Genomic DNA, 14,802 nt, shown 5'->3' with positions numbered 1-14,802 from the left:
AACTTTCAATTTTTCTCTATTGTTTCTTTTTGTGTTTTTCTTGAAAAAATGGGGGGTCTTAGACACACTTTCAATTTTTCTCTATTGTTTCGGCAAGCGTTAGGTTTATAAGCGTGGAGTTCATACTTATTAGCTTCCGATTTTTCTCTATTGTTTCCTTGCTTTCGACTTCGACAGCGAAGACCCAACCAGAGCAGTCTTTCAATTTTTCTCTATTGTTTCGCAAACCAGAGGAAGTCTGAGATGACTTTTTTCTTGAGCATCTTTCAATTTTTCTCTATTGTTTCGCTAAGGCTCTTCGGAGCAAGCTACTCCAACCAAATGATACTTTCAATTTTTCTCTATTGTTTCTGAACACCACGGTTATCAGGCTCCGTCTCCATATTCCAATCCTTTCAATTTTTCTCTATTGTTTCTGGCTGAAATAATGGGCTGGGAGTACAAGCCCGTTAGAATAGCCACTTTCAATTTTTCTCTATTGTTTCCAGGCTGAGTTTATCGTAAGAGACGTGAGGATCGCTGATAACACTTTCAATTTTTCTCTATTGTTTCACTACGCGAAGATGATATTCGCAGCCAACGAGCTACCCCCTTTCAATTTTTCTCTATTGTTTCTGCGACTGCGGGTGATAGCATGGTAGACAAGGCAAAAGTCCTTTCAATTTTTCTCTATTGTTTCACAAGATCAGGATAGACTTCTACGCAGATGCTGGAACATACTTTCAATTTTTCTCTATTGTTTCTGGCATAGAGTTTAAAAATTTTATATGTGTAAAGCTAAGAACTTTCAATTTTTCTCTATTGTTTCGAGACAGAGTCAGCGTAAACAGGAAGGATGAATAGTAAAAAAACTTTCAATTTTTCTCTATTGTTTCAAGCTACTAGAGAAAATTGAAACAGAGAGGTTTGGATAGAGGAGGTGAGAGCTTTCAATTTTTCTCTATTGTTTCTCAATTTCCTCCCGCGTTGTCATATCGAATGCCTTGAACTTGTCCTTTCAATTTTTCTCTATTGTTTCCGCACTTCATGCATTCACCACAACTAACTGAAGAAGTAACTTTCAATTTTTCTCTATTGTTTCTCGCTTAGACTACGTATGATTTCCAGGGCTCGCTCCTCGCCCACTTTCAATTTTTCTCTATTGTTTCTAAGCGTTAGCAACATATTCACGGCCGTCGACAGTGAACACTTTCAATTTTTCTCTATTGTTTCGCGGTAAAAACTATATTCCCGAGTCCGAACTGCTTAAGATCTTTCAATTTTTCTCTATTGTTTCAGACTGGCGTGGTCGTTAGCGTAGGCGAGCCCCATGGATAAGCTTTCAATTTTTCTCTATTGTTTCCTTAGCAGATCCGCCGAACACTTCGACATAAGTAGTATGCTTTCAATTTTTCTCTATTGTTTCACATAATATATCTTCACGCTCATCATAGTATGCCGTAACACTTTCAATTTTTCTCTATTGTTTCCCAGTTGACAGGACGTTTAGAAGCATCGGCGGGAAAAAGACTTTCAATTTTTCTCTATTGTTTCTATGCCACGCCACCTAATACCAATACAGTTCCGATTAGATCTTTCAATTTTTCTCTATTGTTTCTTAATGAACCCATATAGGGGGGTACTTTTTGAAAACAGGCTTTCAATTTTTCTCTATTGTTTCTAAGACCTGTAGTCATCGTTATCTACCATTAACATGAGTATCTTTCAATTTTTCTCTATTGTTTCCCAGAAGCCATCGCGATACGCGGCCTGGATGTCTGTTATGTCGCTTTCAATTTTTCTCTATTGTTTCGGTGTCTCGCCTCAGGGCAGTCTGGAAGATTGAAACGTATCTTTCAATTTTTCTCTATTGTTTCGCTGGCGGGCGTGGATTGGGGCAGGGGTCAGCAGCGTATTCTTTCAATTTTTCTCTATTGTTTCGGCCGAGCTGGGCAGGTGCGAACAGCTTGAGAGCATTAGCTTTCAATTTTTCTCTATTGTTTCAACTTTTTAACATTGTCGGAAGACGCGGCTGATTGGGCAACTTTCAATTTTTCTCTATTGTTTCGTCTACAAGGTAGAATCCTGGAGCCTCTATTTCGTTTTTCACTTTCAATTTTTCTCTATTGTTTCTGTATTATCACGCCCGATCTCAGCAACACTTTCATGCCGCTCTTTCAATTTTTCTCTATTGTTTCCAAAAGCCTTATTTATAAGCCCCAACTTAGACAAAAAATACTTTCAATTTTTCTCTATTGTTTCCATTGCCCGCCATTTGTTCAAGGTTACCCCCGCGTCGTCGCTTTCAATTTTTCTCTATTGTTTCTTGTACCGGTGTACGCGAATAGCACTCATGCTGTATTCCTCTTTCAATTTTTCTCTATTGTTTCTCAATATTCATAACGAAATCCATGATCCGTCTCCGCACTATCCTTTCAATTTTTCTCTATTGTTTCTGTTTTTGGTTTTTGATTTGTTTATTTTGTTTTCCTCTATTTAAGTCTTTCCCCTGCCTCCTCTGTGGGCCCGGGTCCATGGGGTTGATGAGGGGTTGATCACCCGGGTCCGCGGCGCGGACCCGGGGGTTTTCCCGGGGCTCCCCGGGATTTTGCATAATGTTTATCCGCGGCACTCTGCGTGTTTTCTGAACTGTGTTCGTTTCCGTGACGAGAAGTGATCACTTCGTTCCTCGACGCGGCGGCGGCTTTTTCCCGGGGTTTCCCGGGATGGTGTTTCAGGTGTTTGCTAAGTATTAAAATCCCTTGTTGTTTAATATGGATTAGTGGATGGGCCCGTCGTCTAGCTTGGACTAGGATGCGGGGTTCGGGACCTGGGCTGTGCGCCGCTGGAGGCGGAACTCCCCGTGACCCGGGGTTCAAATCCCCGCGGGCCCACCTTAATTATCCAGGCTGGTTGATGGTTTTGGATGTGAGGGATACTGCGAGATACTTGGAGTCGATTGCTCCGGATTCTCCTGAAGCGCGCGAAATAATCAGCGAGGTTTACGAGAAAAGGTTTGTGAAAATCTCCTGCACGCTCGGGGAGAGAACGGTGGACGTGTGGGTTTACATGGGCCCGAGGAGCGACTACTTAATAGTGCCGAGGAGCTTCTGCAGCTGCAAGGACTTCATGATCAGGGTTGCATCCACCAGGAAGACTCTTGCCTGCAAGCACCTGGTGGGAGTGGAGCTGGCCCTGAGGCTTGGGAAGAAGAGGGACTTGGCCTTGGACGCTGACACGTGCGTTAAGATCGCCTTCGAAGTCCTCGAGAAAAACCTCTCGCCAACGCTCAGGAAAGCATTATATACTGCGCAACAGTGATAAGAGATCGTCAAGTGGTGTTTCAAATGGGGAGGAGGAAGAAGAGGAGGAAGATCCAGAAGAGAGTAGTTAGGATGCCGAGCGTGTTCCAGTGCCCAAACTGCGGCTCAGTATCCCTCTCAGTAGAGTTTTCCAAGGCAGAGGAACCGGGCTTCAAGACCGCTAGGATCAGCTGCGGGAGGTGCGGGCTGAGAGCCGAGTACCCGGGCCCAGTGCCAGACCTCTACCAAGCAGTAGATGTCTACAACAAGTTCATAGACTTGTTTGAAGAGGGGAAGATCCAAGTCAGCTTCGAGCAAGCCCCGGGTGGAGAAGCCGGGGAGGAAGGCTTCGAGGAAACAGAGGAGACGGGTGGAGAGATTGGGGAGGATTCACGAGCAGATCTCGAGTAGGATCTCGAGAGGGGAGAAGCTACACTTCACGCTAATAGACCCCGACAAGCCGTCGACCAAGGAGAGCTTGGAGAAGACGGCCAAGCTCGTGAGCGAAGCCGGGACAGACGCATTCCTCATCGGGGGAAGCCTAGGGGTGACCCCGGAGGAAGCGGGGAGAACTGCCCGCCTGCTGAAGGAGACGGGGCTCCCCGTCATAGTCTTCCCGGGCAACGTAAACTGCTTGACTCCTCACGCAGACGCGGTATTATTCATGGTTTTAATGAACTCGAACGAATCCTACTACTTGATGCAGGCCCAGGTGGTCGCAGCCCCGCTGGTCAAGAAGTACGGTCTCGAACCCCTTCCAACCGGCTACATAGTAGTATACCCGGACACGGCCGTGGGGCACATGGGCAGGGCGCAGCCCATACCCGTGGGGAAGCCGGAGATAGTCCTAGCGTACGCTCTAGCGGGCGAGATGATGGGCTTCAAGTACATCTACCTTGAGGCGGGGAGCGGGTCGCAGCAGCCGGTCCCAGCGAGCTTCCCCGCGATAGTGAAAAAACACACAAGCTTGATAACCATCGTGGGGGGAGGGATAAGGTCGCCGGAGCAGGCCAGGGAGATGGTTAAGTCGGGCGCAGACATCGTGGTCACGGGAACCATAGTCGAGAAGGACCCCGAAGCAGCCGTCAAGATCATAAGAGCTGTCAAAAGCCCGAGCTGACATATTTCTTCCTGAAAGCATCCTCCAAGTCCACGCCGACCAGGTTGGCAACGCTGAGCAGCCACGCGAGCACGTCGGCGAGCTCCTCCTCGAGCATCCTCCTGTTCATTTCGAGAAGAGCCTCGGCGAGCTCCCCCACCTCCTCGGTGAACCATGTGAAGGTTGCGAACAAACCCCTGGCTGAATCCCTCTCGAAAAACTTCTCCCTAATGAGGCTTTGAGCCTCCCTAATCTCCACTCCAGACACCACAATTATTTAAGCCCCTCTGGGATTAAATAGGAGAAGGAGGCTGAGACCCTTGAGCAGGAAGGCGAAGAAGAGGGAGGGGCCCGGGCTCCTTTCGGCAGCAGGGCTCGTGAGATTCTACGAGGAGAGCGATGTAGGAGTCAAGCTTAAACCCCACGTCCTCATAGGCGTGATGGTGGCCTTCACAATCGCCGTGATCGCTTTATCCAAGCTCGCACCTCTAGCCTAAACCCTCCTCGAACCCTGTGGCTTAATCGGAGGCCCCGTTCACACCATGCGGTTTTAAAAGAAGTGGTTAACAGTTAAAAACTAGATGAGCTTCTTCACCCACTCCCAGTTGAGCTCAACGCTCCTCTTGATATCCTCGAGGGCTTCCGGAGGAATGTTCCTGAACCTGCCCTGCATCCTAATGTATTCTTCAACAGGCTTCCTCTTCGACGGGTCCAGGTAGGGCCTGCTCGGACCCGATAGCGTCAGCCTCCTGCCCTGGTACTCGTAGAGTATCCAGAGCCCTGTTTCAACGGCGAGCCTAGCCACCTTGACAGTGTACTGGGGCTCGAACCTCCATCCCACAGGGCACGGCGCGTGGAGCTGTATGAACTTGAAGCCCCTGATGCTTCTCGCCTTCTGTAGCTTGCTGTAGAAGTCGTGGGGGTAGGCCACGCTGGCCGTCGCCACGTAGGGCACGTCGTGGGCGATCATGATCTTCGCTACATCCTTCTTCTGCTCGGTCTTCCCCGACACGGGCGTAGTGGTCGTCCAAGCCCCCCTTGGGGTTGAAGAACTCCTCTGTATTCCAGTGTTCATGTACGCCTCGTTATCGTACATGATGTATATTATGTTGTTATTCCTCTCGGCTGCACCGCTCAGGGAAGCCATGCCGATGTCGGCCGTGCCCCCGTCGCCCGCCCAGACTACGACGTTTACATCCCTCAGCCCCCTCTTCTCATAGGCTTCTGCAATCCCCGATGCCACAGAAGGGGCTGCCGCGAAGGGCACGTGCACTATGCTCGAGTTGAGTGATTGACCAGGGTAGACTCCCACCACGACCGATGAACAACACGCCGGTATGACGAACACTGTCTTCTCGCCCAGCGCGGCGCGGACGACCTTCCAGCCCATTGGAATCGGGCATCCCGAGCACGCAGCGTCTCCGGGTAGGAATGAATCCCTCATGTCGTATGGAATCGGTGGTTTCGGCCTGGCTTGAGCCATGCGATCACCTCTTCCTAAACCATTCGAAGTAAACGGGCTTCTCGCCCTTCTCGACGCTTTCAATAAACCTTTTCACGAGCTTCTCGAAGTCCTCGCTAGTGATGTTAACGCCCGCTATTCCCGCGACGATGTTGCTGAGCGCGGGAAGCTTCTCGGGGCGCTCGGCTAGGCTGGCGACGAGGTCCGCGAATATTGGACCCCAAGCCCCGAAGCTCACCGCTCTATCGAAGACTACCACGCCCTTAGACCTCCCCGCGTGCTCGAGCAAGTCCTCGCGGGGGAAGGGCCTGTAGAACCTCAGCCTCAACACCCCCACCCTGTAGCCCTCCTCCCTGAGCTTGTTGACGGCCTCCATTAAATCCCCCGACCAAGCCCCCATGGAGACCGCTAAGTAGTCGGCGTCCTCGCACCTGTAGCACTGGGTCAGCCCGCCGTAGCTCCTCCCGAACATCCTACCGTACTCCCGGTCAACCCTCTCGATGACCCTCTTAGCGCTCTCCATGGACTCCTGTATCCCGTGGAAGATATCCTCGGTCTCCTCCGGCATAGTTAAGCCTCCAACGCCTATCGGCGAGCTCCCATCTACGACGTAGGGTTGCCTGCGGGGCCCGAGCCACTCCCTCACTAGCTCCTCATCGGGGATTTCAACGGGCATGGTCGTGTGTCCCAGTATGAAGCCCTCTATGCCGACCATGACGGGCAGGTAGACCTCGGGGTCCTCGCTTATCTTGAAGGCCTGAATGGTCAGGTCGAGCGCCTCCTGATTATCCATCGCGTAGGCCATTATCCAGCCGGCATCCCTCTGATCCATGAAGTCGCTGTGGTCCGGCCAGATGTTCCACGGAGCGTTAATGGTCCTGGAGACGACGGCCATCACCATCGGTATCCTCGCCCTAGACACCCAGTGGACCACCTCGTGCATATACAGCAGTCCCTGGCTGCTCGTCGCCGTGAAAGCCCTCGCCCCGGCGAGCGCGGCGCCGTAGCACGCTGCCAGCGCTGAGTGCTCGGATTCAACTCTGATCATCGTCGAGTCGAGCTCGCCCGACTCAACCATCTCCGACAGCTTCTCTACAATGCTCGTCTGCGGGGTTATCGGGTACGCCGCTATCACTTCAGGCTTAACCAGCTTGACCGCGTAGGATATCGCGTGATTGCCTGTTAAAGCCTTCCTAACCATCCCGCGCTCACCCCGCCTCCGGAACCATTGAGATAGCCCTCATCGGGCAGACGTCGGCGCAGACTCCGCACCCCTTGCAGTACTCGTAGTCTATTGAAACCCCGGTTTCAGGCTCAACCCTTATCACGTTGACGGGACAGTATATCTCGCACTGGAAGCACCTCGTGCACTTGCCGTTGTCGACCACCGGCCTCTCGGTCCTCCACAGCCCGGTTTTACCTGCTACGCCCTTAGAGGGTGTTGTGAGAGGCAGCCTCCCGTGAACGGGCTTGACTACTTCAACCCTGTCCACTCTTCACACCTCCCTAACCAGCTTGACCTCGCGGTACGCGCGCTCCGCGGCCTGGGCGTTCACAGCCCCGGCTTTATCCCCGAAGTAGTTGACTATGGCTTTCTTGACGTTGTCGATGCTCACTATCTTGACAGCTCCTATCAGGGCCCCCAGCATAGCCGTGTTCACCACCGGCCACCCGGCTATGACCAGCTTAGACTCCTGAGCTATCCTGGTCGCATCCACTGCGTAAGCCTTGAAGCCCCCTTCACTGTTGATCTTGGAGTAGTCGATCCCCTCCCCGGGCGAGTTCACCACCAAGACCCCGTTCCTCTTCAGCTTAACCCTCCCCGCGGCCCCCGTCGCGATCAACCCGTGGTCGAAAACCACTAGGACGTCTGCGGCGTTGAACATGCCGTGCTTCAGTATTTGCCTGTCGCTGACCCTTGCGAACGCCGTGACGGGCGCGCCCCTCCTCTCCGCGCCGAAGAAGGGGAACGCCTGCCCGTTAAGCCCCTCGTACATTGATGCTTCAACGAGGATGTTGGCTGCCGTCACCGCTCCCTGACCTCCCCTACCGTAGAATATTATTTCGAGAAGCATGGATAACACCAAGCTTGATTGTATATATGAGTATATACTTTTTAAATCTATTGGGTTTGCCGCCCTTCCCAAGGGGTTTTCGGAAACCAATTTATACTTGGAGCGCGCTAATCAATCATGAAGGAGGTGTCGTCGTTGACGATATACTGGGAGAGGTGCAGCGTCTGCGGGAGGTACGAGACCGTTAGGCAGTGCACGCTCTTCAAGGACGTTCTAGTCGACATACACTGCTGCATACTGTGCGCTAAGAGAAGCGTCTGCCCAGCCCCCGCTTGGAGGATCGCCCTGCCAGAGAAGCCGCTTGCGACAGCACCTAGGTCTCGACTGAGCCTTGAAGAGGGGAGGAAGCTTATCGAAGAGTTGACAAGCCTCCTCGAGGGAGCGGGGAAAAACCAGTCTTAAGCCTACTCGGTCCTCGGGATAAGCCAGTAAATGATCGTTCCGCCCCCCGCGAGCTCGTACTCTATCCTCATAGGCTTGTCCGTGTCGAAGGAGATTGCCACCTGCTTAGCCGCTGAAATAGGCTTCAGCGTCACCTGCAGCATGTCAACGGAGTACTTCGCCTGAGCCTTCATCGACGCTGAGGACAGGTATATGAGCGGGCTTCCCTCGCTGAAGACCCCCTCATACTCCTTCTGCTGCTCCCCCGCCTTAACCACGAGCCTGCCATCCTGGAACATGAAGAGGGCTGTCTCGCCGGCTACTTTCAAATCCCCCAGCAGCTCCCTGTAGTCGTCGGAGGTCATTTTAACCGTTACCCCGAGCTCGATGTTTATCTCTGGAACCCGCTCCGGGGGCCTTGGCCTGGTCTCCAGGAGGAACGCTCTCTCAACGCCGCTCTTCTTGTCGCGGAAAACGATCTTCAAGACCGAGTTCTCCCTGTCGAGCTCCATCTCCATCGCATCGTTCCTTGTGCCCCTCCTAACCACCCTGTTCAAGTCCATGGAAGACACTACGAAGAACTCCTCGCCGTCGACGCTGTACTCGTCGAAGGCGACGCTGGGTATCTTGATGATCGTCATCATGGTCTTATCCGGGCTGGGCACTTTGACCTCAAGCGAGTCCGGGGTCGCGTAGAAGGGAGCTTCATCTATTATCTTAGCGATCGCCTGCGCGACGTACTTCATTTTCGAAGCATTAGAGTAGACTGCTTTGAACAAGCAGACACCTCTCCCTCTAGTATTATTGGAGCAGTCATTATTATAATGTTTTCAATGCTTTAATCCTTAATGTGGGCTTCATGAAGAGCATTACCGTAGTCGTAGATATTGCCCGGAGCGCGCACGTCGTCCTCGGCAGGGAGGATGCCCTGAGGCTTCTAACGGCCATCAAGGAGGCGAGAGGCTCGACCAGGGATTTAACCGAGGCGGTTAGGATAGTTGCAAGCTTCGACGAGTACTACAGCTACTCCAGGAGGAAGTTCGAAGACTACATCTTCCTCCCAAAAGACCCCAGGGAGTCCCTCGAGGGGCGGACGGTGCTCCAGAAGCTTAGGTTGATGAGGAACGGTGGAGAGAGCGTTGAAATAGTCTTCGATAGGAGGATGGATTTAAACGCCATCGTGGAGGCGTTGAAAACCATTGGCTTCGAAAAAGTCGAGGTTACTTACCAGTCCTTTTAGCCTTAGCCTTCCTCTTCGCCTTCCTAGACCCAGCCTTAGCGCCGGTTTTCCTCGACCTGCGCGGGGATCTACCCCCCTTCCCCCGCTTCGCGCGGGGAGCAGGCTTTAAATCAGCCCTCGAGGACGCCGCCTCCGCCAGCTCCTCGATGCTGGCTTCCCCTGAGAGCACTCTCCTCCACATCTTGCTGACCTCCAGCATCTGCTTCAGCAGCTCTACTTTAATCTCGACTACCTCCTTCTCCTCGACCTCCCTGACTACTTCCTCGAAACCCTCTTCCTCCTCTGAAAACATTCAATCCCACCCGGGGTTTAACTAGAGACTCCTATATGGGTTTTTGGCAATAAATACCTTGTTCAACCCTGCAACGTCGACCAGGAACTCGAAAGCACCCAGCCCCTTGAGGGCTGTTGAAACGGCAAGAGCCCTCTCGCTATCCGAAACCCCTGCCACGGATTTAACAGCGTATTCAAGGCTCTCGGGCTCGCTGGTGTTGAAGAATATCCTCAACCCCGCGTTGTTGAGGATTACTCCCGGTATGCTCCCAGCATCCTGGGAGACTACTATAAGGGTTATGCCGAACTTCCTGCTCTCCGAGAAGAGTCTAGAGAGGATTCTATCCCCTACTCCCCCTGGGAGGGCGGCCCTGACCTCGTCCACCACTATGAGTAGATCGCTCAATCTCCCACCGTACATCGCCGAGAGGATCGAGTATAAAAGGGTTTCAACTAGCAGGGTCCGGGAGAAATCGCTCGCCAGCTTGTTGAGGGAGACTACCGCCGGCTTCTCGAGCAGGGAGGGCAGGGAGACAGGGGCTTCCCTTGGAAAGTGCCTCGCCAGGACTTTAACGTAGGGGCATATCCTAGCGTACTCCTCGCCACCCCCGGCTGAATCAGCACAGGCGTGTTCGAGGTCTGTTGGAGTCGGGGGCGGCCGGGTCCACGTGGAGGGGTCGCCGGCTATAATTCCCTTCGACTCATAGGTCTTAACCAGGAGCTCCTCCAGCATGATCCTCTGAAGCGGTCCGAGCCCGAACAGGAGGGCGAGGGTTTGAGAGAACTCCTTGGCCTTGTCCAGGGGGCTCAGCCCGGAGAGGTCCAGCGGGTTCAGGAATATCTCGGACGCATCCACCGTCCTCACGTCGCCGAGGAGGCTGCCCAGGTTCGAGTATTCACCGTGCGGGTCTATTACCAGGATGGACTTCTTCACGGCTGAGAACTGCTTGATCAAGCTCCTGGCAAGGGTCGACTTACCCGCTCCCGACGCTCCGGCGATGACTGCGTGAGTGTTCATCATTGATTCAACGGGGACGGCGACCTCCCCCTCAGCCCTCCTCCAATACCAGCACGGCCTTCCCCGGGAGACCCAGTGCTGGGGGAAGCCCTTGTACTCTCCACGGGGCTCCCCGTGCTCGAGCACGGCTAGGGCCCGCCCCAGCTTGATGATCGCTCCAGAGGAGCCGGCGGGGGAGGGCGTCAGGATCCTCGCCGCGTCTACGCTTGACGCAGTGTACAGGGAGGGGATGAGCGACAGCGTGCTCAAGCCGGATATTAATCCAGCCTTCACGGCTCCAGCCGCCGAGGCCCCCGAGCCCGCTGACGCGATCCCCATTGCGACCGAAAGCCACAGCGGGGTGAGCAGGAGGATCGTTGAAACCGGCGCGGACGAGGCGTAGTATAATACTGCTACGAGCGAGAGCGAGAGGGCTGAGGCGGATAGGAGGAGGGGGGTGTAGCGGTTCTTCAACGCTCTGCCGGGATCCCTCGCCAACTCCCCCAGCAGGCGGGCGGCGCTCGCCAACTCGCCTGCCTCGGCCCGAGCGCTCAGCGGGGAGAGCCCCTTGGTGTAAGCCGCGTAAGCTACGGCCGCTGACAGCGCTCCAGCGTAGATGAACTCGGCCGGGGATGAGAACCCGGGGGATGCAAGGGCGGCGATGACCGCTGTGTTAGACGAGCTCGCGATCAGCCTTCTCGAAGCGAGGAGCACTGTGGAGAAGGACGCGGCTAATGCAAGTATCCTCGCTAGGGGAGCGTAGTAGCCGGGTATGCGCGGGGGGCTGAGCCAGCCGATTAGAATGGGGAAGGCGACGTTGAGAGCGGTGAGAGCGTAAACCCATGTCCTCCCGTTGCCGGCCAACGCTGAACCCCTTTCTCCTGCAGGCGGGGATGAGCCGGGCTCAGCCCCTACTATTATCATGAGGCTGCAACTATGATTAAAGGGTTATCCACATATTTTAGCCTGGATGAGGAGATGGCGAACAAGCTGGTCGAGTGTTTGAGAAACCTGGGATACGAGAGGCTGACGGAGCTCCAGAGGAGGAGCTTCGAGAGCATTGCTTTGAGGAGGGAGTCGACCCTTATAATCGCCCCCACGGGGAGCGGGAAGACCGAGGCCGCCGTGATACCTGTGCTCTTCTCGATACTCAGGGACGGGCTTAAGCCAATATCATGCGTGTACATCACTCCTTTGAGGGCTTTGAACAGGGATATAGAGAGGAGGCTGAGGAGCCTCGCCGAGTGCTTCGGGCTTAAGATCTCCCTGAAGCACGGAGATACCCCGGAGAGGGTTCGGAGGGAGATACTTGAGGACCCGCCCCATGTTCTCGTGACGACGCCGGAGAACTTCAACTACATCCTCATAAACGAGAAGCTGGCTCCCAGGCTGGAAAACCTCTGGTTCATAGTCTTCGACGAGTTCCACGAGCTCTTGGAGAGCAAGAGGGGGTTGCTCGCCTTCACCACGGCATACCTCTTGGAGAGGAAGCTGGGGAGGAGGCTTGTGAAGATAGCGTTGTCTGCAACGCTGTCAAGCCTCGACAAGGCTAGGGAGATAGTCGGGCTCGGGGAAACGGCCAGCGTCGTGGAGGATTCAACCCTTAAGAAGATGAGCTTGAAGGTTGAAATCCCCGAGTGCAACAGCGAGCTGTGCCGAGGGGTGCGCGGGCTCCTCGGAGATGAAAGGCAGGCGGCTAGGATGGCGAGAATAATCGAGCTGATGATGGAGCACCGCGGAGTCCTGGTCTTCGTGAACACCCGGTCGCTCGCGGAACGCCTCGGCTCCCTGTTGAAGACGATCCCGGGGAGGCTCGGCCTCGGCGGCGTCCACGTGGAGGTTCACCACGGGAGCCTTTCCAGGAGCCACAGGGAGAGCGTTGAGGCATCGTTCAAGAAGGGCGAGGTTAGAGCGCTGGTCGCCACGTCCAGCATGGAGCTTGGAATAGACATCGGCCACGTGGACCTGGTGATACAGTACCTCTCGCCGCGCCAGGCCGCTAGGCTTGTTCAAAGGGTTGGGAGGAGCGGCCACCGGCTGAAGGGTGAGTCCAAGGGCGTGGTTTTGAGCATGGACAACCTGATACACTACCTCGAGGCGCTGGTCATAGCTAGGAGGGCTTTGAACAGGCTGCTGGAGAGGGAGGAGGTCGTTTACAGCCCCCTCGATGTTCTCGCCTACGCGATGGCTGTCAACATCCTCCTCCACAGGGAGGGGTTCAGCAGGGATGAGTTCTACAGGGAGATCAGGCATCACCCCCTTTACAGGGGGCTGGAGAGGGAGGAGTACGATAAGCTTGTCGAGTACTTGATCTATACGAGGATTCTGAGGGATGAGAACGGGGTTCTCAAGCCCACCCGGAAGACGAGGATATACTTGTACAAGACCTCCATGATCCCGTCGAGCAGGGATGTCGTGGTCGTGGAGGCTTCGAGCAACAGGAGGATTGGCAGCTTGAACGAGGAGTACATCGTCCTCAACATAAACCCGGGGGATACGATCATAATGGGAGGGGAGGCGTGGCGGGTTGTAGGATACGATGACTCGGAGGCGAAGCTCTACGTTGAGAGGTCTGCGGCCGGCTTCGAAGAGGCTTTGATCCCTCATTGGGAGGGGGAGAACATACCTGTTGAGTTCGAAGTAGCGTCTGAGGTAGGGGAGTTGGTGGCGTCGCTGAGGGCGGGGGGAGGGATCCCCGGGGACTACGGGGAGCTCGCCTCGGGGGGTGTGAGGGCTGATGTGGCTGAGGGGCTCTGCGGCGGGAGGCAGGTTTGCGTCGACTACGTGGAGGAGCTCCACTCCCTGTTTATAACCGTTTACGCTGGGAGCAAGGTGAACAATCTTTTAAGGGATGTTTTGACGTGGGTTTTGAAGACAAGGCTTCCCCACATCGAGGTCGACTCCTACTCCTCCCCCTACCTCGTCGTGGTTAAGATCAAGGGCTATCACCACCCTAGGGAAGTGGTCGGCGCGGTTTTGGAGGCCTTGAAAGGGTTGAGGAGGGTTCTCGACAAGAGGGTTTTAAGGGATGTTGCCAGGAGCGGTAAGGCCCTCTACTGGAGGATATTCCAGGTTGGGCAGAGGTTCGGGGCGATAAGCCCCGGGGAGACCAGGGTTTCGAGGAGCTTTCTCGAGGCTTTCGCGGACACGGTTATCGGCGATGAAGCCTTCAGGGAGGTGCTCGTCAGGGATTACGACTTGGAGTCTGCGGAAGCTCTCGCCGACGGGATCGCTAGGGGGGAGGTGAAGGTGGAGAGCAGGTATTTCGAGAAGCTCGCCCAGGGTCACTTGGAGCTACTCGGCTACATCGAGATCCCTGTGGCCCCGTCGGTGGTAACCCTTGACCGCGAGCAGTACATGGAGAGGCTTCTCAACAGGCGCGTGAAGCTCTTGTGCATCAGGTGCGGCTTCGAGATAGGGGGAACGGTGCGCGAGCTCGCGAAAATGGAGAGCTACGTCTGCCCGAAGTGCAGGACGGCTACGCTAGCCCTCGTGAAGACGAGCGGGGAAGAGGAGAAGAAGCTGGTGAACAAGGTGAGGAAGGGAGAGAAGCTGACCGGTGAGGAGCAGGCCCTGCAGGAAGACCTCGCTAAGAGAGCAATAATGCTCTACAGGTATGGGAGGACGGCTCTCCTCGCCCTGTCCGCGAGAGGGGTTGGAACCCAGGAGGCGGCTAGAATACTCCGCAGAGTCGGCAGCGGCGGGGACTTGCTGACCGAGATCTACGAGAGCGAGAAGAAGTATTTGAAGGCTAAGAAGTACATAGACGAGAAGAACGGGGCCTAGAGCCGAGCAACCCCGTTAAAGCCCAACACCATTGAGCGCGGCAGCACCCGAGACAACTGCCACACCACATAGACTCTCCCATAAACCAGGAAACCCCACTTCCCTCGTTTCCCCGGGAAAACCGTTTTTCCACGACGCGATAAAAAGTGATCGCAATTGAACATGGATCACAACAGTGTTCAAACCCCTGCAACAATCAGGGAGAACC

16 protein-coding genes, 1 tRNA gene and 1 CRISPR repeat array (1 of these 18 only partly in view) are annotated in these 14,802 nt (G+C 54.5%); of the genes, 8 read left to right on the top strand and 9 right to left on the bottom strand.

Annotated features, from left to right (window positions below):
* A CRISPR array of direct repeats spans nucleotides 1-2,435; the repeat unit is 24 nt; unit sequence CTTTCAATTTTTCTCTATTGTTTC; it reaches 847 nt to the left of the window's first position.
* A 332-nt stretch (nucleotides 2,436-2,767) separates the two neighbouring features.
* The 4 genes from QXH45_00085 (at nucleotide 2,768) to QXH45_00070 (ending at nucleotide 4,401) form a co-directional block, all read left to right on the top strand.
* Nucleotides 2,768-2,873: transfer RNA gene (locus QXH45_00085), tRNA-Pro, on the top strand.
* A gap of 22 nt (nucleotides 2,874-2,895) precedes the next feature.
* Entirely contained in the window at nucleotides 2,896-3,300 is a 405-nt protein-coding gene (locus tag QXH45_00080) for a metal-binding protein (protein ID MEM2077656.1), read from the top strand.
* Between the two features lie 26 nt (nucleotides 3,301-3,326).
* Entirely contained in the window at nucleotides 3,327-3,692 is a 366-nt protein-coding gene (locus QXH45_00075) for a hypothetical protein (GenBank protein ID MEM2077655.1), read from the top strand.
* Nucleotides 3,661-4,401 (top strand): geranylgeranylglyceryl/heptaprenylglyceryl phosphate synthase, encoded by a 741-nt coding sequence (locus QXH45_00070; GenBank protein ID MEM2077654.1) that lies wholly within the window; start codon nucleotides 3,661-3,663, stop codon nucleotides 4,399-4,401. Before QXH45_00075 ends, QXH45_00070 begins: the two co-directional genes overlap by 32 nt.
* Here the strand turns inward: QXH45_00070 and QXH45_00065 are convergent.
* Nucleotides 4,385-4,639, bottom strand: a complete 255-nt coding sequence (locus QXH45_00065) for a MazG nucleotide pyrophosphohydrolase domain-containing protein (protein MEM2077653.1) — start codon at nucleotides 4,637-4,639, stop codon at nucleotides 4,385-4,387. The two genes, QXH45_00070 and QXH45_00065, sit on opposite strands and share 17 nt — an antisense overlap.
* A 61-nt stretch (nucleotides 4,640-4,700) precedes the next feature.
* Here QXH45_00065 and QXH45_00060 point away from each other — a divergent pair, with 61 nt between their 5' ends.
* The gene (locus tag QXH45_00060; GenBank protein ID MEM2077652.1) at nucleotides 4,701-4,877 is read left to right on the top strand and encodes a preprotein translocase subunit Sec61beta; all 177 of its coding nucleotides are present in this window, start codon (nucleotides 4,701-4,703) and stop codon (nucleotides 4,875-4,877) included.
* A gap of 80 nt (nucleotides 4,878-4,957) precedes the next feature.
* On the opposite strand, the gene QXH45_00055 is transcribed toward QXH45_00060, so the two are convergent.
* The 4 genes from QXH45_00055 to QXH45_00040 are packed head-to-tail and all read right to left on the bottom strand — an operon-like array spanning nucleotide 4,958 to nucleotide 7,989.
* A complete protein-coding gene (locus tag QXH45_00055; protein ID MEM2077651.1) occupies nucleotides 4,958-5,863 on the bottom strand; it encodes a 3-methyl-2-oxobutanoate dehydrogenase subunit beta in 906 nt (301 codons plus the stop codon).
* 4 nt (nucleotides 5,864-5,867) lie between these two features.
* On the bottom strand, nucleotides 5,868-7,043 hold the full coding sequence (locus QXH45_00050) for a transketolase C-terminal domain-containing protein (GenBank protein ID MEM2077650.1): 1,176 nt from the start codon (nucleotides 7,041-7,043) through the stop codon (nucleotides 5,868-5,870).
* Between the two features lie 7 nt (nucleotides 7,044-7,050).
* On the bottom strand, nucleotides 7,051-7,335 hold the full coding sequence (locus QXH45_00045; protein MEM2077649.1) for a 4Fe-4S binding protein: 285 nt from the start codon (nucleotides 7,333-7,335) through the stop codon (nucleotides 7,051-7,053).
* A 3-nt stretch (nucleotides 7,336-7,338) separates the two neighbouring features.
* Complete coding sequence (locus QXH45_00040; GenBank protein ID MEM2077648.1) at nucleotides 7,339-7,989, bottom strand: 2-oxoacid:acceptor oxidoreductase family protein; 651 nt, start codon at nucleotides 7,987-7,989, stop codon at nucleotides 7,339-7,341.
* 54 nt (nucleotides 7,990-8,043) lie between these two features.
* Between QXH45_00040 and QXH45_00035 the strand changes: the two genes are divergently transcribed.
* Nucleotides 8,044-8,319: a hypothetical protein gene (locus tag QXH45_00035; protein MEM2077647.1), complete on the top strand. Its 276-nt coding sequence runs from the start codon at nucleotides 8,044-8,046 to the stop codon at nucleotides 8,317-8,319.
* Nucleotides 8,320-8,321: 2 nt separating this feature from the next.
* Here the strand turns inward: QXH45_00035 and QXH45_00030 are convergent, their stop codons facing one another.
* Nucleotides 8,322-9,077 carry a DNA polymerase sliding clamp gene (locus QXH45_00030; protein ID MEM2077646.1) on the bottom strand — a complete coding sequence of 252 codons (756 nt, stop codon included), beginning with the start codon at nucleotides 9,075-9,077 and terminating at the stop codon, nucleotides 8,322-8,324.
* Nucleotides 9,078-9,157: 80 nt separating this feature from the next.
* Between QXH45_00030 and QXH45_00025 the strand changes: the two genes are divergently transcribed.
* Nucleotides 9,158-9,538: a hypothetical protein gene (locus QXH45_00025; GenBank protein ID MEM2077645.1), complete on the top strand. Its 381-nt coding sequence runs from the start codon at nucleotides 9,158-9,160 to the stop codon at nucleotides 9,536-9,538.
* On the opposite strand, the gene QXH45_00020 is transcribed toward QXH45_00025, so the two are convergent.
* Together QXH45_00020 and QXH45_00015 are read right to left on the bottom strand one after the other, a co-directional pair.
* The gene (locus tag QXH45_00020; protein MEM2077644.1) at nucleotides 9,519-9,830 is read right to left on the bottom strand and encodes a hypothetical protein; all 312 of its coding nucleotides are present in this window, start codon (nucleotides 9,828-9,830) and stop codon (nucleotides 9,519-9,521) included. The genes QXH45_00025 and QXH45_00020 overlap by 20 nt on opposite strands.
* Nucleotides 9,831-9,851: 21 nt before the next feature.
* Complete coding sequence (locus QXH45_00015; protein MEM2077643.1) at nucleotides 9,852-11,732, bottom strand: DUF87 domain-containing protein; 1,881 nt, start codon at nucleotides 11,730-11,732, stop codon at nucleotides 9,852-9,854.
* Nucleotides 11,733-11,744: 12 nt separating this feature from the next.
* On the opposite strand from QXH45_00015, the gene QXH45_00010 reads away from it, so the two are divergent.
* A complete protein-coding gene (locus tag QXH45_00010) occupies nucleotides 11,745-14,594 on the top strand; it encodes a DEAD/DEAH box helicase (GenBank protein ID MEM2077642.1) in 2,850 nt (949 codons plus the stop codon).
* Nucleotides 14,595-14,609: 15 nt separating this feature from the next.
* Here QXH45_00010 and QXH45_00005 read toward each other — a convergent pair.
* The coding region (locus QXH45_00005; GenBank protein ID MEM2077641.1) for a hypothetical protein at nucleotides 14,610-14,802 on the bottom strand (193 nt) is incomplete at its 5' end.

The organism is Thermosphaera sp. (assembly GCA_038827615.1).
Classification (GTDB): domain Archaea; phylum Thermoproteota; class Thermoprotei_A; order Sulfolobales; family Desulfurococcaceae; genus Thermosphaera.
The sequence above is the reverse complement of the archived record's forward strand: the minus strand, read 5'-3'. Positions and strand labels throughout refer to the sequence as shown.